This is a genomic window from Jiangella muralis, assembly GCF_001270745.1.
Lineage (GTDB): Bacteria > Actinomycetota > Actinomycetes > Jiangellales > Jiangellaceae > Jiangella > Jiangella muralis.
In genome coordinates this window covers 463,321-480,552 of sequence record NZ_KQ434754.1, presented here as the reverse complement: position 1 = coordinate 480,552, position 17,232 = coordinate 463,321, and the positions used below count along the sequence as shown (strand labels likewise).

Annotated in this window: 17 protein-coding genes; 9 read left to right on the top strand and 8 right to left on the bottom strand. The window is 66.1% G+C overall.

Annotated elements, in window-relative coordinates; genetic code table 11:
- A partial coding sequence (gene chrA / locus ACW62_RS10425) for a chromate efflux transporter (protein WP_205629262.1) occupies window positions 1–1,214 on the bottom strand: 1,214 nt, incomplete at its 3' end.
- A 125-nt stretch (window positions 1,215–1,339) separates the two neighbouring features.
- Between chrA and ACW62_RS10420 the strand changes: the two genes are divergently transcribed.
- The 7 genes from ACW62_RS10420 (at window position 1,340) to ACW62_RS10395 (ending at window position 6,488) form a co-directional block, all read left to right on the top strand.
- Complete coding sequence (locus ACW62_RS10420; RefSeq protein WP_083459575.1) at window positions 1,340–2,335, top strand: DUF1259 domain-containing protein; 996 nt, start codon at window positions 1,340–1,342, stop codon at window positions 2,333–2,335.
- 34 nt (window positions 2,336–2,369) lie between these two features.
- Window positions 2,370–2,588, top strand: a complete 219-nt coding sequence (locus tag ACW62_RS10415; RefSeq protein ID WP_169792030.1) for a DUF378 domain-containing protein — start codon at window positions 2,370–2,372, stop codon at window positions 2,586–2,588.
- A 26-nt stretch (window positions 2,589–2,614) separates the two neighbouring features.
- Window positions 2,615–3,082: a Chromate resistance protein ChrB gene (locus ACW62_RS10410; RefSeq protein ID WP_083459574.1), complete on the top strand. Its 468-nt coding sequence runs from the start codon at window positions 2,615–2,617 to the stop codon at window positions 3,080–3,082.
- Entirely contained in the window at window positions 3,079–3,513 is a 435-nt protein-coding gene (locus ACW62_RS10405) for a chromate resistance protein ChrB domain-containing protein (RefSeq protein WP_053204006.1), read from the top strand. The genes ACW62_RS10410 and ACW62_RS10405 overlap by 4 nt, the downstream gene beginning before the upstream one ends.
- Window positions 3,514–4,415: 902 nt before the next feature.
- The gene (locus ACW62_RS33955) at window positions 4,416–4,643 is read left to right on the top strand and encodes a hypothetical protein (protein WP_157574637.1); all 228 of its coding nucleotides are present in this window, start codon (window positions 4,416–4,418) and stop codon (window positions 4,641–4,643) included.
- Window positions 4,644–4,808: 165 nt separating this feature from the next.
- Window positions 4,809–5,714, top strand: coding sequence for a DNA-processing protein DprA (locus tag ACW62_RS10400; RefSeq protein WP_053204050.1), 906 nt, complete (start codon window positions 4,809–4,811; stop codon window positions 5,712–5,714).
- A 6-nt stretch (window positions 5,715–5,720) separates the two neighbouring features.
- Window positions 5,721–6,488 (top strand): hypothetical protein, encoded by a 768-nt coding sequence (locus ACW62_RS10395; RefSeq protein ID WP_157574635.1) that lies wholly within the window; start codon window positions 5,721–5,723, stop codon window positions 6,486–6,488.
- A gap of 82 nt (window positions 6,489–6,570) precedes the next feature.
- Here ACW62_RS10395 and ACW62_RS33950 read toward each other — a convergent pair whose 3' ends face one another.
- The 3 genes from ACW62_RS33950 to ACW62_RS33120 form a co-directional block, all read right to left on the bottom strand.
- A complete protein-coding gene (locus ACW62_RS33950; protein WP_157574633.1) occupies window positions 6,571–7,227 on the bottom strand; it encodes a hypothetical protein in 657 nt (218 codons plus the stop codon).
- Window positions 7,172–7,711, bottom strand: coding sequence for a hypothetical protein (locus ACW62_RS10390; protein WP_157574631.1), 540 nt, complete (start codon window positions 7,709–7,711; stop codon window positions 7,172–7,174). The genes ACW62_RS33950 and ACW62_RS10390 overlap by 56 nt, the downstream gene beginning before the upstream one ends.
- A 474-nt stretch (window positions 7,712–8,185) precedes the next feature.
- Window positions 8,186–9,496 (bottom strand): toll/interleukin-1 receptor domain-containing protein, encoded by a 1,311-nt coding sequence (locus ACW62_RS33120; RefSeq protein WP_083459573.1) that lies wholly within the window; start codon window positions 9,494–9,496, stop codon window positions 8,186–8,188.
- A 1,085-nt stretch (window positions 9,497–10,581) separates the two neighbouring features.
- Here ACW62_RS33120 and ACW62_RS10380 point away from each other — a divergent pair.
- On the top strand, window positions 10,582–11,607 hold the full coding sequence (locus tag ACW62_RS10380) for a hypothetical protein (protein WP_157574629.1): 1,026 nt from the start codon (window positions 10,582–10,584) through the stop codon (window positions 11,605–11,607).
- Window positions 11,608–11,649: 42 nt separating this feature from the next.
- Here ACW62_RS10380 and ACW62_RS33945 read toward each other — a convergent pair whose 3' ends face one another.
- Both ACW62_RS33945 and ACW62_RS10370 read right to left on the bottom strand, forming a co-directional pair.
- Window positions 11,650–12,570 carry a hypothetical protein gene (locus ACW62_RS33945; RefSeq protein ID WP_205629260.1) on the bottom strand — a complete coding sequence of 307 codons (921 nt, stop codon included), beginning with the start codon at window positions 12,568–12,570 and terminating at the stop codon, window positions 11,650–11,652.
- A gap of 308 nt (window positions 12,571–12,878) precedes the next feature.
- Complete coding sequence (locus ACW62_RS10370) at window positions 12,879–13,091, bottom strand: hypothetical protein (RefSeq protein ID WP_053204001.1); 213 nt, start codon at window positions 13,089–13,091, stop codon at window positions 12,879–12,881.
- Window positions 13,092–13,283: 192 nt separating this feature from the next.
- Here ACW62_RS10370 and ACW62_RS10365 point away from each other — a divergent pair, with 192 nt between their 5' ends.
- A complete protein-coding gene (locus ACW62_RS10365) occupies window positions 13,284–14,387 on the top strand; it encodes a hypothetical protein (protein ID WP_053204000.1) in 1,104 nt (367 codons plus the stop codon).
- Window positions 14,388–15,177: 790 nt separating this feature from the next.
- On the opposite strand, the gene ACW62_RS10360 is transcribed toward ACW62_RS10365, so the two are convergent.
- Window positions 15,178–15,627, bottom strand: coding sequence for a hypothetical protein (locus tag ACW62_RS10360; protein ID WP_053203999.1), 450 nt, complete (start codon window positions 15,625–15,627; stop codon window positions 15,178–15,180).
- Window positions 15,624–16,502, bottom strand: a complete 879-nt coding sequence (locus ACW62_RS10355) for a DNA/RNA non-specific endonuclease (RefSeq protein WP_157574627.1) — start codon at window positions 16,500–16,502, stop codon at window positions 15,624–15,626. Before ACW62_RS10355 ends, ACW62_RS10360 begins: the two co-directional genes overlap by 4 nt.
- Window positions 16,503–17,232: the final 730 nt, after the last annotated feature.

Here is a 17,232-nt window from a genome sequence, read left to right as displayed (position 1 = left end):
AACACGGCGAGATTGGCGATCACCCCGACCACGGCAGCGGTGATGCCGGTGAGGGCGGCGGTCAGTGCCGTGTTGTGGCGGAGCCGTTCCACGTAGGGCGCCCCGAGGAAGATGAACAGGAAGCACGGCACGAAGGTCACCCACGTCACCAGCAAGGAGGCGATGACCCCGGCGAGCCAGGGGTCCAGCCCGCCCGGATGGTGGTAGGCGCCGAGGAACGCGACGAACTGCACCACCATGATCAACGGCCCCGGGGTGGACTCGGCCAGCGCCAGCCCGCGCACCATGTCCCCGGCCGAGAGCCAGCCATAGACCTCGACGGCACGTTGGGCGACGAACCCGAGGACCGCATAGGCGCCGCCGAAGGTGACCAGCGCGGTGCCCGAGAAGAACAGTCCCTGCGTGGTGAACGTGCTGTGCACCCCGGTGAGCACCGCGACCGCCACGACCGGCAGCGCCCAGACGAGCAGCCCCACGACAAGTACACGGACGTTGCGGCCCGCGGAGGGAGCTTCGTGATGCAACGCGTCGTCGGAGATCAGCGGCGCCAGACCGTCCTCATCCGCGACCTCCTTCTGTCTCTGGACCGTGTACGGGGCGAGACGGCTCAGCAGCCAGCCGATGCCGGCGGCAGCGGCGACCACTACCGGGAACGGCACACCGAACAAAGCCAAAGCGACGAACGCGCCGCACGCCAAACCGATCAGCGCCGGATGATGCAGCGCCCGACTGCCGACCCGCACCACAGCCTGCGCAACGATGGCGACCACGGCCGGCGCGAGTCCGGCGAACACCGCCGTGACCGCGGTGGTCTCGCCGAACGCGACATAGATCGCCGACAACGCAAGCAGGGCGACCACGCCCGGCAACACAAACAGGGTCCCCGCGACCAATCCGCCCCGGCGGCCGTTGAGCAGCCAGCCCACATAGACCGCGAGCTGCTGGGCCTCCGGCCCAGGCAGCAGCATGCAGTAACCGAGCGCGTGCAGGAACCGCTGCTGCCCGATCCAGCGCTTCTCATCCACCAGGATGCGCTGCATCACAGCGATCTGCCCGGCTGGACCGCCGAAGGTCTGCAGCGAAATGCCGAACCAGGTGCGGACCGCCTGCCGGAACGGGACGAGATCCCGCGGTGACCCCTCGACGTGCGCTGGTACAGCCTCGGGCTGCGTGCGTGAGGAGTTGTCGGCGGCGGTCACCGGCATGTTCTCCATTCATGAGGGGTGACAGGACGCACCAGCAACGCAATGCACGAACCACCCGGGCCGAAGGACCAACCGGCGTTGCGTCCCTGGAGCACTGATGTAACCATGGTTGCACAGTCGAGCCCAACCAAGGAATGGGGGCACTCACAGTGATAAGCGCGAGGAGGCTGCGGCTGCTGGCCGCGACCGCGGCGGCGGTGCTCGTGACCGGCGCGTGTTCGGCAGGCGAGCCTTCAGACAGGACGGAAGGCAGCATCGACGCCGCGCCCGCCTCCGCTGAGGGCGGGGGCATGCACCCGGTGGAGACCAGTGAGCAGGACTGGCGGGCTGTGGCCGACACATTGGGACGGGAAGGCGAGATGCAGGGCGGGACCGTGTATCGGACCGGTTTCGGCCGCAGTGATCTAACAGTTACCTCCCAGGGGGTCCGGGTCGATGCGGGCCTGTCGTTGGGTTCGTGGGCAGCCTTCGCTAGATACCCGGACGGCACCACGATGGCGATGGGCGACCTGGTGGTCACCGAGGACGAGCTCCCCGCCGTCACCGACGCCCTACAGGAGGCGGGAATAGCGCAGACCGCGCTGCACAAGCACCTGCCCGAACACACTCCGGACGTGTGGTGGACCCACTTCCACGCCACCGGCAAGAATCCGGTGGAGATCGCCCAAGGTGTGCGCGCAGCGCTGGACGCCACCGACACCCCGCCACCGGCACCCCCGTCCGATGAGGAGCCGGATCTGGACACCGAAGCCATCGACGAGGTGATGGGCACCGAAGGCACCAACGCGGGCGGGATCTACAAGTTCTCCTTCACCCGCGCCGAGACGATCACCGACCACCACAAGGTGCTCCCGCCGGCCATGGGCGTCACCACCGCGATCGGGTTCCAACCCACCGGCGACGGCGACGCCGCCATCAACGGCGACTTCGCCATGACCGCCGACGAGGTCCAACCCGTGATCCAGGCGCTGCGCCGGGGCGGCATCGAGGTCGTCGCCCTGCACAACCACGGCCTGGGCGAGCACCCGCGCCTGTTCTATGCCCACTTCTGGGCCGAGGACGACGCGGTGAGACTGGCCCAGGCCCTGAAGCGCGCCATCGATGCCACCGACGTCATCCCGGCCGAATGACCACGTCACCACTAACAGGAGGGGAGAGAGTGCCGTGCGACCACGTAACGCCTTGGACTGGGCGGCCTTCGTGCTGCTGCTGATCGGCGCGTTCGCCTGGGGCGCGTTCGTCACCGACGTCAACGTTCTCGACCGTGCACTGGAACCGATCGCCGACCCGCTCGACGACGCGGTCTTCGTGCTCATTGCCCTGGCCGGGCTGTACTGGATCGCCCGCGTGGCCGGCCTCCGCCCCCGCGACACCTGCCCGTGACCACACCCGAAGAGGGTGGGAAGTGGGTGCTGCTGTCCTACCGGATGCCACGCGAGCCCTCCACGCCGCGGATCGCCATCTGGCGCAAGTTCAAACGTCTCGGCGTCGCCCAACTGGGCGACGGACTGGTCGCACTCCCGGCCGACGCCCGAACCCGCGAGCACCTGGAATGGGTCGCAGACGAGGTCATCGAGGCAGGCGGAGCCGCGACCATCTGGCTCGCCCAGCCTGGCAGCGCCGCCCAGGAACGTGCCCTAGCCCAGAGCATGGCCGACGCCCGAACCGCCGAATACACGGCCGTACTCGCCCAGGCCGAACAGGCCCGCACCGCCGACGAAGCAACACGACGGCGGGTCCTGCGCAAGCTCCGCGCCGAGCTACGCCGCATCCACCGACGCGACTACTTCCCCCCACCCGCGCGGCGCGCCGCCGAAACCGCCGTCAACTCCCTCAACCCCGACCGCCCCGACAGCGAGGAGAACCAACCCGCATGAAATGGGCCACCCGCGCCAACATCCACATCGACCGCGCCGCCTGCGCCTGGCTGATCCGCCGCTTCATCGACCCCGACGCCCACTTCGTCTTCGTCACCGACCCCGACCAGGTCCCCGACGACGCCACCGGCTTCGACATGCGCGGGGTCGGCCTGGGCCACCACGGCGACCACTGCAGCTTCGAAACCATCCTCCACCGCTATGACCTGACCGACCCCGCGCTGCAGCGCATCGCCGAAATCGTCCACGAAGCCGACCTCGACGACGAACGCTTCGACGCCCCCGAGGCCCCCGGCCTCGATACCATCCTGCGCGGCCTGTCCATGATCGGCGACGACGAGCACACCCTGGCCATCACCAAACCCATCTTCGACGGCCTCTACGAGTACTACCGGCGCGCCACCATCCTCGGCGGCCGCGAACCAGCCTGAACCGACAGTCGGTCGCGAACCGAGATGCGGCCCGCGCGGCAGGCCACGCGAGTGGCCCAGCGACATGGCACCGCGCAGAACCACACAACCCGGGCTACACCCGCGGCTTCGGAGCCGCAGATGCGTCACGATCACTGCGGCACACCACAACGAGCGCAGCGAGCCTGAGCGACAACCAGCCCCGGGGTCCGCGAACGTCGAGAAACGGAGGACTGTCGACACCGGGCCCGCGCTGGCCGGCGGCGCCGGATCGCGAGACGCTGTGCCACAGCCCAGCCGTGTCGCCCACCATTGCGGCCCCATGAATCCGCCGGACGCGAACTCGACGGAATCGGCGGCCGGTACTCCCAACGCCCGGCAGCAGAGCCAGCTGAGATTCCGCGGCGACCGATCATCCGGAGCGAGAGGCGAACCACTGCCGGCTGGCGTCATGCAGGCGCTCTAAGTCGGGCAAAGTTCAAGATCATCCCATGGAATTCCCATGGACCAAGATCTAATCGCGCCACCAGAAGATCAATATGTCCTCTGACCTTGGTCGGGGTGACAGGATTTGAACCTGCGACCTCTTCGTCCCGAACAAAGATCCCGTGTCTTACGATGCATTGCTGGTCGAGGATGTGCCAGGTCAGGGGCCTAGACTCGCATAGTCTTGCTCGATCTCGCACACTCTGACAATCAAGATCGTCTCCCAGAATTCTCCCACCATCGATCCCCACGCATTCACTCATGTCTGGCCTCCATGCGAGCACCAAGACGTGCTCGTCCCCGCTCCAGCGCTTCAAGGTTCAGCGCGAGCGTCGCCGACTTCGCTGGGGCCGGGCGCGAAGCCGCTCGGTGCTGCCCGAGTCTGAGTCTGCTGGCCGCCGACGTCGTCGTCTCGCAGGAGTGGCTGCTACGGGCTGATGTTCGTTCGCAGCGATGATCCAGGCAAGATGCGCGTCACTGAACCGGTAGCTTCCTCCGATAATGACGAACGGAACGCGGCGTTTGCGAGCCTGCTCCTTGAGCCAGGATGGCCGGCATCGAAGGACGACGGCGGCATCATCAGCCGTATAGAGGTGCCCGTTCACTACCCGATCAAGCGGTTGCTCGCCGTTCACGCGCCGCCCCTCACATCATCGAGTCCGTGAAGCCCACCTTCACTAGGTGGGCGCGAGCCGCGCACCTTGGCACCTTCCGCAGGCTCTACACCGCTACCGTCGGCTCACGTCCTACTGGTCTCTACGATCTTCGGCCGGATGCCAGGCTCCGCCTGTCGGCGAGACTCGGTCAGTGCACCGGAATAGTCTGTGCTCATGACGGCACTCGATCAGGCCGCCGCGCTCGTGGCCCTCCTCAGAGAACAGCCTCGTGGCATGAGCTGGCACGAGATCGCCGCGCGGGTCGCCTTTAGTGGGGACGCGCAGTCTGTCTGGGAGGAGAAGACCCACACAGACACGCTCGTGCCCGACCCGCGTCTCGAACAGCTTCTCGGCGCTGCGAGGTCGGACGTCGTGGCGTGGCACAAGGCCGGCCTTCGTTTCGTAACCGTTCTTGACCCCGACTACCCGGCGCGGCTTCGCGATGTGCGTGAGACACCGCCGTTCCTCTTCGCGCGAGGCGATCTTCGGCATGATGACGCAGGCATGTCCGTCGTCGGATCCCGGCGGGCATCAGACAAAGGTCGGCGGCTTGCGGCCGAGGCAGCGAAGATACTGGTGAAGAAGGGGCTAACAGTCATCGCAGGCCTCGCTGCTGGCATCGACACGGCAGCACATCGTGCGGCACTCGACGCGGACGGCCGGACGGTCGCGTTCATCGGCACAGGGATCACGAGGTACTACCCGCCCGAGAACAAGACATTGCAGGACGAGATCGCCCACCGTGGGTTAGTCCTGTCCCAGTTCTGGCCGGACGCTGCGCCCTCGAAGCTCTCCTTCCCGATCCGGAACGCTTCCATGTCCGGATACGGGTTGGCCACAATCGTCATCGAAGCTGGTGAGACGAGTGGCACCAGGATCCAGGCGCGCCTTGCGGTTGAGCACGGCCGCCCGGTCATCCTTATGGCCGATGTCGCAAAGCACACGGAGTGGGGCGCGGCACTCATGAACCGTCCTGGCGTTCATGTCGCGTCGACAACAGCCGAGCTCGAACTCAAGATCGACCGTGTGCTCAAGAAACAGGACTCCCTTCGCCGTGCACTTAGCGAACTGGCCGGCTAGGCCGCGATGGCGAGGACGCTGCCGGCGGCAGTGCAAACGGTCGCCAATCATCTGCTCGCCAACGAGGGCTACCTGTGGAGCACCTTCCGGCGCGAGGGTGTTACATGCTTGGTCTGCACCACGCAGGTAGACGCAGGCGAGACTCTGTGCAAACAGTGCACGGGCCATCGCGAGTCAGGAATCGCGATCGCAGACCAGGTCGGGAGCCTGATCTACGCCCCTTACCGCGAACAGTCCTACCACCTGGTGAAGAACTACAAGGCAGATGCACCTGGACCGAACCTTTCAGCGACGATGACGTCCCTCCTGGCCGTCGGGCTCAAGGGGCACCAGGAGTGCGCGTTCAAGCTCGGCCAGGCTCGGGCAGAAGACGCATCCTGGGCCGTAGTCCCATCGCTCAGCCGCCCACATCGACCGCAGCCGCTGCTCGGCTTAGTGGCCGGCATGGCAAAGCGGCCAGGCATCCGCATGCGCGCGGCGGACGAGGTCGTCAATCCTCGCAGCCTGAGGCCTGCAAACTTCGTGGTAGAGCCGGATCAGGATCCGCCGGACTTCTCAATCTTGATCGATGACTCGTGGGTCGGAGGAGGGCACGCTCAGTCTGCTGCGGCCGCACTGAAGTTGTGGGGCGTCCGACATGTCGCGATTTTCAACGTTGCACGGGTGCTTGATCCGACCTGGCCGGCGACGGCCGAGTTCATGAGCAAGTACAAAGCGGAGAGGACCTTCGCTCCGCTCCGATGCCCGTGGACCGAAGGCAATTGCCCCCTGTAGCACTGCCCGGCGACATCACACGCCACAGGCTGGCTCGCCTCGCCTTGACGCCTACGAGACTGCCCTATTGGTGGTCTCCTTGTTACCCAGGGTCTACTACGCGGCTGGCGGAGGGAGGCGGGTTCAGCGGAGGGTCAGGCAACGCAGGCAATGATGCGCGAGTTGGCAAGGGCTCCGTCCGGCGGTGGGCGGCGAGGTTTGCGCTGAACCACGCGTAGCGCTGCTCGAGGATGCGCTTGTACTCCTTGAGTCGCACTACCCGGCCATCGGCGGGTATCCATGAGCCGTTCGCATGCGACCGGACGTACCAGTCGTTGCCCCAAGCTTGCCGCTCGAGGTACGCCGCGAAGCGGGTCCAATCGCCGGTGATCTCGTGTATTCGGGTAGCGAGTTCCTTGTCGAGGATCACCGGCACCTGCGTGTTGACCTCTTGCACCCACCTTTGCACTGGAACCCTGGTGCCCGGCTCGGCTTGGTCGATAGCGTCGAAGACCTCTGCTGCCCGTCGGGTCAGCGCCTCCGCCGCATGGTGTGACTCAAGCCGTCGAGCGGTTGTCCTGTCGCCACGCTGGGTCCAGAACACGGTGAGCCGTGCCACCACCGCGGATACGATTCCTGCGACCAGGGCAGCTCCCAGGCCAGTCAACCAGACGTCCCGCCAACCAGTGATCTCTGACCTCGATTCATCGGTGCCGACGTCGGCGTTGATCCAGGAGCCCGACGGCAGCGCGCGAGACATCGACTGCCGCCCACAGCGCCCATAGAAGCCGGTCCTTGGAGCCGGTCACCTGCAGGTTGTAGACGCCGGGCTCAGTGCCCTCCATCATCTCGCGATCGAGCACCGAAAGAGTGGCCCAAGGCCTAGCGTGGGCGAAACCGGAGCCCACCCGCCAAGCCGTGAGCACCGATGCCTTGGACTGCGTCACCCGTTGGGCTTCCGCGACGATCCGCGTCGTCGTTGGCGCCCGCAGGTGGTACTCCTCGTCGCCGACAGCTCGGCGGGCCATGCCTTCCAGCTGTTCCTTCCGTTCTGCAAGTGATCGCACCTCCGCGGCTGCGAAGTCCCTTAGGGCGGCGTCGTGGTCCATCTCGTTGCGAAGCTGGAGCGCGAGCCTGCGAACTGCTCGCTCGGGTCGAGCTGGTGGCGCCAGCAGCCAGACCGCCGTCGAGCTCGCTTCGATTGCCCCACGAGCGAGCGTGTACGGCGATGTCGGGTGCAGCACCCCGGCGTCCGGGATCAGGGCCCTGATCGTGTCGATGTGCTCAAGCCCGATTCCGAGGGCGGTCAGGACGCCGTGGGGTCATGTTGTAGGGATGGGTCACCCTGTCGTCCCCTGCGAGGGAGCTGCCCGATTCGGCCTGGAACCGGGCCGGCGCGCGGACGAGGTCCCAGAGCTGCTGCGCTTCTGTAAAGACCTTGACGAGCCCCCGATCACACTCTGCCTCCGTCAGCTGCATGGTCCGGCTCATCACCGCTTGTCGCCCGCCTTCTCCGGACGCTCGTCCGGTGCCGTCCTAGAGCGTACGGCGATGCCGTGACAGTCGCCGCCTGCTATCGCGCCGAGATCATCACCTCTGCCACTGTGCTCTGGCTGCCCACGGGCTCACAGGGGCTCCCCCAGATTGAGCAGTGCCCGCGTGGCGGGGGCGGCCAGGCCTGTGCCGAGGCCAGCAGCTAGCGGCGCTTGGGCGCTGGATCAGAGTAGGCCGAGCGCTTCCCAAACCGGCTGCGAGCTTGCGGTGAAGTTCTTGTTGTAGTTGTTTCGAAACCATGCCTTGAGATCTGGACTCCAGTGAACCTCGAAAACTTCACTGAGCGCACCAAGGGCTGCCTCAATGGTCGGGTCACCGTCATTCGGGAAGTAGCCTGATTCTTCATTAAATGTAAGCAGATCCTGCCTAAGCGCACGTTCGGCATCCGCCGCCTCACTCGAGGGTCGGGCAGGCCTATACGGTTGATCGTTCGCATGGTCCTCGTAAATCGCCGTTCGAACAGCCCTCGACAGTCCGTCCATTAACTCCTTGGCGTCCCGTACAGCGGACTGAAATCTAGCAATCTCGTCCGGAGGCGCAAGGGCCCGGACCGCTTGGTCGGCCGTCTTTGCGGCGAGCAGCCTGCGGTTTTGTTCGCGCAGCTCGTCAAGCTGACCAGTTAACACTTCGACGCGTTGCTGTAGGGCGACTCCCCTTTCAACAGCCTCCTCGAAGTCGGCCGCGCTGCGACGTCTGGCTGGGGCAAGGCCCTTCAGGAGCGATGGCAGTTTACGCTCAAACTGAACCTTCTTCCCTTCCCACATCGCAGTGTCCGGCCTCAGGCCGAAGGCTCGAACGATAATGTCGTGCAGACGCGAGAGGTCTCCGGGCGTATCAATCTTCGCCGCCTGGACCTTACCAAGCAGTCCCTCCATCCGCGGGAAGTCGATCGGTGGCACGAGCAGCGGAAACGTCTCTTGCCGCATTCCCCACATCGCACCGATCTCGATAAGACAGACCTCACTATCGAAGAACGCGGGTGTGATCAGCGGTAATACTAGGCGCGCACTCGTGAGGCTCTTTCGAAGATGCTCTAGATAATCCATTGTTCCGACAGGAATGCTCATGCCATCAAGTGACGTACAGACGATCCGTTCGCGCGTAAGATCCGTCCCAAGACGAAGGAGATCAGTCAAGGAGTCCGCCAGCTCCTCATCCGCCGATGCGTGCGATATAAACAGTTGACCATTCATATTGGTAGCCGAGTCTCCTATACGCGATGCCGTCCGGTCATCCTCAGCGACACTGTCACCCAGGTCGTAAAAGCCAAGACCGGCCTGCAAGACGGTGTCCAATCGTTCCTGCGCCTCGGCTGAATTTAGGGCGGCGTTGACACGCGCCCGGATGCTGTAACCCCTGCCTAAGGAGTAGTACGCCGGGCCTAGCCCGTGCGAGAGGAAGAACGATCCCGCTCTGGCGTCGCCGCCATCGACCATGGCGGTAATGAGACGCATGATTTGGTCGCTCTCTGCCACATGGACACTCTAGTAAAAACTGCCCGGGATGTGCTGAAGCCCGCCCTACGGCTGCCTCGCCTCGACGACCCGGACTCCGACGGCGAAGGGACCTAGTCCTTACGACAGGACCAAGTGCTGTACCCGCGCGACGCCAAGCATCTACCGTCTGGCGCTTGGCGTGCACACGGCTCGTCTTTGACCGCGAGTTGGCTACCTGAAGTCGCGACTGCGGACGCCTCGCGGCGGCGCGCAGTGGGGACAGGCGGCCGGCGATGAGGTTGGTCGCGCCGTCGGAGTGTTCGAGGATGCCGTCTATCAGCAGCGCGTTGGGGCGCGTTCGCGGAGGTTGAATGCGCCCGTTGCGAAGAGCGGATGAGATCGGCAAGCGATGCTCCGCCTTGACAGGGGCGATCCAGCTACCCCGGCGACCAGCGACATCATCGGCGATTGCGGCTCTGACCAGCGCAATCGCCGATGGTCGTTGTTGGTAGATGTTGATACTTTGTGGACCTCTTGCGGACTCTCTGCGGACCGTTACGCGCGACAGCTACCTGATGAGGTGACCGGCCCGACCAACTGGGCTAAGAAGGTCTGCCGACCACCGGGTGTAACCGCTGGAGCCTGCACGGGCCCGACACAGGGCCTTCCCTACGAGCCGGTCGTGGGCGAATGTTGGGGCCATGACCGCAACGAGGGCACTGAGTGAGTTGCAGCGTGAGGTGTTGATCTGGGTGGCCGAGGGGTGCGCTGCGGGTGTGTATGAGGGGTTTGGTCATCGGGTCGCGGCGCGTGCGCTGGCCGGTAGGGGTTTGATCACGATCAAGGGTCGAGGTGATGCGTGGCGGGCGGTGGTGACGGCGGCCGGGCATGAGTATCTGGAGGATGCTCCCGCCGACACCGTCAGGTCCCCGACGGCTCCGACGAGGCGGCCCCGATCCGAACGGGCGGTCCACCCCACCGACCCAGCGGATGGTCCTCGTGAGGGCGCGGAGACTGTCGCCGAATCCTCGTCATTGCCGCTGTCGCGGAAGGTCCCGGCGCGTGTAGGCCCGGTCGACCAGATGATGGCGGCGCTGCGTGAATGCGGGGCGCAGGGCTTGAGGGTGACCTACGACGAGGAGGCGCGGTATCGGCAGCTGGCGGCGTCGGCCAAGCGGCACGGACGGATCCCGGAGGACATGCACATTGTGCTGACGAACGTGCGCGGTGAGCGGGCGACTCGTGTGGCGCTGGTGCCGTTGCCGGAGTGGCGGATGGCGATCTTGGCTCCGTTGAAGGTGCCGGCGCGGCTTCGTGATCCAAGCGATGTGGTCCAAGCTCTTCAGGACAGCGACACGTTCGCGGTGGACGGCAAGGCGCGTGCTCGAGCACTGCGGCTGGTCGAGGCTCTCGTGACGGCCGGTCGTGACCGGGGCATGCGGGTCAAGGCGGCCACCGGGGCGCAGCCGGTTGATCGCCGCGGCTACACCGGTAGCGGGCCGCGGCGCGACGAGGTGAGGTTCACGATCGGCAAGGACACGTTCAGTCTCTGGTTCACCCAGGGCACGCTGGATGTGCCGCACACGCCGACTCCCCGCGAGCTCAAGCGTGCCGCCCGAGGACACGCGTTTGCCGATCAAGACACGGTCCCCGACGAGCACCTTGGTATCCACCTTGATGGTGAGGGCGGGAGATTCTGGGCCAGCTCGTGGACGGACTCCGATGATCACCGCCTGGAAGAGGACCTGGCGCAGATGCTGGAGGAAATGACGTTGCGCTACGGCCGGCTGGTCGAGCAGCGGGCCGCTGAGGCCCGCCAACAGGAGCAGCGGAAGGCTGAGTGGGAGAAGGCGCGGGAGCGTGCCGTGGTGGCCCACGCCCGGGCCTTTCAGATGTCGGCGATGAAGGAACAAGCCCAGCAGTGGCGCGAAGCCGAGCTTCTGCGCGGGTATGCGGCCGCGATCAGGGATCGAAGCCAGAGCCTGGACGTCGACGCTCGAGAGCAGGCAGCGGGTTGGGCGGAGCAGATCCTGGACCATGCCGACAGCATCGACCCGTCGACCAAGGCGATCGGTGCACCTCCGGTGCCGGCACCTTCGGCCAGCGACCTCGGCCCGTTCATGGGCCGCCTCAATCCTTACGGCCCTTAGCCCCAGCACACCAGCCGCGGCCCCGGCACGCTCAGCCAGCAGCTAGTGGCCCCAGCGTCGTGGCGCCCGTTCGTATCTCACCGGGATCTCCGAGGGCTTCAATGGTCGGTCCACGACCGGGCGCACGTTGTCCGGGATGATCCGTTCCTCCTCGTACCTCCGCTCGAACATGTCCGCGAACGCCGACGCGTTGTGGTTACGCAGGGAGTCGATCAGGTTCGTCACCAACACGTCGAGTCGATGTGCCTCGGCTTCTGCGGCAGCGAGACGTTCGTGCATGGTGATGGCACGGTGTCCACACCACTGACGGAGCAGCTCATGGACCGGGCGATCGTGCTTGCGATACCAGTCGTACTCCCACTCCGGTGACGAGGTGTGCTCCTGCTTGTCGAGGTGGCCGGTGTAGATCCGGCCCTGTTTGCAGCGCTGTCGGCACTTGGCCTCATCCTCAGCCACCCAGTCGAGCACGGGCATCGGCGTGACCCGGCAGGCGTACTCCGCGACCAGCAGCGTGCCCTCGGGGGAGAGCATCAACGTGCCATGGTGGTTGAACGACGCGACGCTCTCCGCAATGGCCGTCACGGGCACGCCGATGAGCGGTTCCAGCGCGGCGGATTGGTACACCTCGGTTGCCCACCGCACCTGGTTCCAGGACGATTCGGCCACTTCGTCGGAGATCAGCAGGGAGAACACGCGCATGACCGCAGTCTCCTCCGTATCGGTGAGTGCCGATTCGGCGAGGCAGGCCCAGTTGGCCATCAACGCGTCGTACTGCTCCACCGTCGACCACGGCCCGCGCAGCCGATTCGCAGACACGCTCTCCCGCTGGCCCGCCTTCGGCTCGTTGAGGAACTCGACCTCGTATCGTGCGCTCTTCTTCGTCGGCACCACCGCGATGATCCGCACCTGCTCCGATGGAGCGTCGTCCCGAAGCCGATAGATCCACTCCTCGCCCGGTTTCACGGATTCATCCTCTCCGATCGGCCTGCGGCAGGCCCATGATCCGAGTGCAACCGCTCCAATGAGGCGGCCACCCGTCGACGGCCGACGGCCCTCAACCAACCCAAATCCTCGCGACCCCGGCCGCGCTCGCTTTGACCCGGTCGCAAGCGCCAAGCGGAGCTGGGTTGCGGTGCGCCGCGCCATACGTCCGCCGAAGTCGTCCCCGGGCGACCGGCGGGCCGGTTCTCGTGGCACGGAGCGTTGCTTCGCCATACGGCGCGCGGCCAGCCTCCGCCGCCAACACTCGGCGGCGCGAGGCGATGCTCTCTTCAATCGGTGATGACGCCCTCGCGGGTCAGCACGTCGTGGGCTTTGCGCGCCTCGCTAGCTGGGATCGGCCCGTTCTCGGCCTCAAACTCCTCGACTGCCAAGAGCCCATCGAGAACGGCATCACGCTCAGTCAGCATGATCGCAGTCAGGCGCTCGCCGTGGTCATTCAGTTGGATGACCTCCTCGGTCGCCGCGGCGGCGCTACGGATCACCGCGCTGAGGTGACTACTTCGCGTCGTGCGCCAGCATCTCGGTGTCCTCAGCGTACGGCAGGAGCGTGAACGCCCGAGCGGTCCGTACATTCCTTGTGACGGCCCAAGAGCTAGAAGCCCGTATGAGTCGGGTGGCCGGGACGGCCGATCCGAACGCCCGGATCTGGCGGGCCAACGGCCTACGCTGTCGGCGTGCAGCAGATCCAGCTCGTCGAGCGGCGCGACGGCTTTGACTACGACTACCGAATGAGGTGCGACTGCGGTCGGTCCTCGCCGCTCAGAGCCCGGGCTTATGCCGACGAGATCAACCATGCGCACATGGACTGTCAGCACTGCGGCGCCGACATCCACTTCGGGAGGGCCGTCATCGCGATCCGCGATGAGAAGGACCCGGCGCTCGGCGACGAGATGGTGCCGCAACTGGCGTGGTACCACACCAGCACCTGGCCGGACTGGCCGTCACGGGGCTTCGCCGAGCACGCCATCGCCCAGTCGGGAGACGCTGCGAAGAGGCTCCGTCTCGGCAGAGAACATGCACTGGAACAAGCGACGATCAGCGCCCTCCATCTCGGCACCTACGAGGCTGCCATCGAGAACATGCTTCGGCGGATGCATGACCAAGCCGATCACGCTGCGCAGTTCTACCTCTATCGAATAAGACTCCGGCCCGATCTCCGCATCGAAGCCGGGTACCGCGACGAGAACCTGGCCGAGGCCTCACGCCTAACAGCCCCTCAACTAGAAGCGGCCGGATTAGATGTAGTCCGCTACCTCAACGCGTACGAGGCGGAGGGAACACTCTCGCTCGCCGTACGGCCAGCGGCAGTGGCGGCAGTCCAGGAGATCGCCATCCCTGTCATCGATCTCGTCGAGGTCGCCCGCATGGATGACCGACTCGACCTGGCCATTGAACTGGCTGAAATGCAATGCGCAGCCAACAGTGCGTCAGTGAGGCCCGAGGAATTGACCGTCCACGAACGGAAGCTCATCACGCTCGGGCTCCGCCCCGGTCCCGACGACGTAGCCCGGCTCGCCGAAGAGTCGCATCTGGCGCTCTACGCAAAGTGGCACGACTTCGAGGACGAACTCGCCCGGCTCTACCTGCGTGGGGTGTCTCCTACGGTGACCCGGGACATCAATGACGCCCTCGGAACTTGGCGAAGGACGGCGAACGACCACGACCCAGCACAGTTCACGACCCGCTACCGACAGATGGCCGCCCTGCTCACTGAGTCCGAGCAGGTGATCCGACTACTCGCGGCGCAGCCGTGGCGCGACCTGCCGGCCACAGCCTGAACGGCCACAGGTGTCGGACCCGCGGACTAGCGTGCCCGACGCGAGCCGCTCCGTGACAAGCCAGCGCATCGCTGTATTCGGGGTCATGGCCATCGACCCCGTCATGTGCGCTGGCGACAGACTTCGCTACGACAAGGTCTGCACCCATCTCGCCTTCACCGGCGTCTCTGTCCGACCTGGCACGGGTCCCCGGCCCCGGACGCCTGGGACGCTAGCCTGCGGCTGTCCCGTGTGGACCCCGCCAACTCCTCGCCCACGGAATCGCGACTACGTCGCCAAGCAACTCGCCGTTGGCGCGCAGGGCCGACGTTGTCGTGCCGGGCCGGACAACGAGACCTACTCCTCCTTCGGCAGCACTACACTTCGGACGCTGCTTGGCCTGGTGGTGCTGCCGCCACAACGTCGCGGCCGCCGTATGCGTTGACGAAGGAGCGGTAGTCGTTGGTGTCGAGTCGTGCGAAGTCGGTGTGGTCGACGGTGATCTGGATGAGGTCCCAGTCGCGGTGGCCGATGCTGATGGTCTCGAGGTCCAGGAGGATTGGTTAGCCGTCGGCTGGGACGGCGACGTTGCCTTGCCAGGCGTCTCCGTGGATGACCTGCTGAAGGACAACGCACTACCTGACCGAGCCACCGACCACCGCGAATCCTGTCGCCACCTGAACAAGTCAGATGGGACGCCCCGTTCCAGAACCTCAGGCACTCCAACCGCTGGTCGCAGCTGTGGGCGTCGTCGTCGACAGCATCGGCCCTTCCGGCGGCCTCCACGCTGGCTGACGGAGAGCACGTCCGTTCAGGTCGACGTTGCCCTACGGGCGGGATGCCAGGCGGGCAGGTGGTCCTCGTCGCGGGGATACAGTTCGTGGTCTTCGAGCAGGAGTCCGGGGTCGGCTTCGCCGTCGGAGGCTGGGTCGTCGGTGGCGATGCCGCCGTAGGGCGGGTTGTCATAGTCGAACTCGGCGGTGAGTTCGCCGCCCGTGGGCAGGCGGAATGTTGCGTTGTACCAGGTGCCGATCCCGTCGGCATACATGCTCTCGCGCAGCTCCGATAGCGCGATGACGCCGTCGGGGTCGATGCGGATCCTCGTGCGCGGGCCGCCGTCGTTCAGGACGGCGAACAGCTCTCCGCGGGTCATGTCGCCGGCGCCGGTGGCCTCCAGGACGAGCAGGTGCCACCCGTCCGGCGCGGAGGCTGTCATTGCCTCGCCGATCTCGTCGAGCTTGGTCTTGTCCGGGAGGCTCACTGCGATCTCCTCTTTGTCGGGCGGTTCCGGATGACGTCGGTGACCGGTTCCTCGCCGGGTGGGCCGTGCGTGACGATGAAGTAGGTCGGGCGGCGGCCGGCGCCGTAGCGGACGACGATCTCCACCTCGACCGTCCCGCCTGCCTTGACCACCTTGCGCCACCGCTTTTCCAGGGTGGCGTATTGGCTGCGGTTCACCTGCCGCCCCATGGGCACGAGGTTGACCTCGTCACCAGTGCCGCCGAGAACGCTCGCGACCAGGTGACCGCCGTCGTCCATCTCGATCTTTCCTGCCAGCTTCCGCTGAGCGTATGGCTTCCGAGGAGCCGGTGGCCGTTTCACCAGCGTCGCGCGCACCAGGATCACCCGGCCCAGATGGTCGGTCGTATAGACGACGGCCTCGTCAACGACGATCACCGTGCTCGGCGGTGGACTCTTCCGGATGTCTTCGTGCTCCGGCCCTTCCCCGGAGATCTTGATGACGGGCAGCTCGGGCACCTCGTCCAGGGCTACGGCCCCGGGCGCGCCCGGTGAAGTCTCGGCCACTGGCGCGCCGGCCATCGTCGCGGCGGCTGGCGGCTTGGCCTCACTGTCAGGCGCGCGGACCACGTAATCCAGGTCGTCAGCGGCACCCGCCAGTATCGAGCCGACGTCGTCGCCGAGCCGCCGGACGTCGGCGAGCAGCCCGCGCACCACCGGGTCCAGCTCGGCCGCCGTACCTGCAGCCGACGTCCCACGGGTCGCCTGCTCGACCAACCTGCGCACGTTCTCGGCGTCCCCCCGCACGACCTCGAACACGCCGTCGATCTCGCCCAGCGCGTCGCCTTGCGCTCCCCGCAACCCGTCGGCGCCATCCCGGATGGGTCGATCACTCACACGACCACCGCCCCTGCTCGTGGTCGTATAAGGGTCTCATGTAGCGCGGACGACGCACGGTGTGCCCACTCCGCCGCGGAGGGGTCGGTCGGCGCTTGGGCACGGATCGGCCCAGGTGGATCTGGACTCGATCTCCGTCGTGTCCGGGGCTTCGCTGGGCGGCTGAGGACGCCCATCGGCTCCAGGTGCTCCCTCGGGGTCCGTTGCGCACCGGAACTGGTGCCACGACGACCCATCGGACCACTGGTCACGCCGCTGTCACACGCGCGGGCACCGTCTGCCGTGATTGCGCGTGGACGTCCTGGCGCCTACGTGGAATCCACATTCATGCCGCGACGGTGTTGATTCCTTGCTCCTTCGAGCTTATATTGATCTGTTCTGCTCCGCCGGGCTGCCGAAGAAATGGCGGCCATCGGATGCGGGTGGGATGGCGCAGGTGCAGGGCCTGGGTCGGCACCGATGGAAGGACTGGGTGACCGTGCCCGAAACGATGACCTACGAGCGGCGACGGCGAGCAAGGACGGAAAGAGGGCGACACGATCGCTCATCCCCGGTTGACGGGCCCACGCTGTCGCCAGGACGGCCACCCACCTGATCCGTTCTGCCTGAGCTGCAATGAAGCGCATGCCCGCGGCTTGAACGCCGTACGAGCAGGTGTAGTCACGGCCTGAACAGCGGGGGGCCCGCCCCCGGCTGGGCCGCTTTAGGCCTGCCGCCCGGGCGCCGGTTC

Coding starts and splice junctions, on each gene's coding strand:
- ACW62_RS33955 (WP_157574637.1), top strand. CDS start 4,416: ATGTTCGTTCGCAGCGATGATCCAGGCAAGATGCGCGTCACTGAACCG.
- ACW62_RS10420 (WP_083459575.1), top strand. CDS start 1,340: ATGGGGGCACTCACAGTGATAAGCGCGAGGAGGCTGCGGCTGCTGGCC.
- ACW62_RS10400 (WP_053204050.1), top strand. CDS start 4,809: ATGACGGCACTCGATCAGGCCGCCGCGCTCGTGGCCCTCCTCAGAGAA.
- ACW62_RS33950 (WP_157574633.1), bottom strand. CDS start 7,227: ATGTCTCGCGCGCTGCCGTCGGGCTCCTGGATCAACGCCGACGTCGGC.
- ACW62_RS10395 (WP_157574635.1), top strand. CDS start 5,721: ATGGCGAGGACGCTGCCGGCGGCAGTGCAAACGGTCGCCAATCATCTG.
- ACW62_RS10405 (WP_053204006.1), top strand. CDS start 3,079: ATGAAATGGGCCACCCGCGCCAACATCCACATCGACCGCGCCGCCTGC.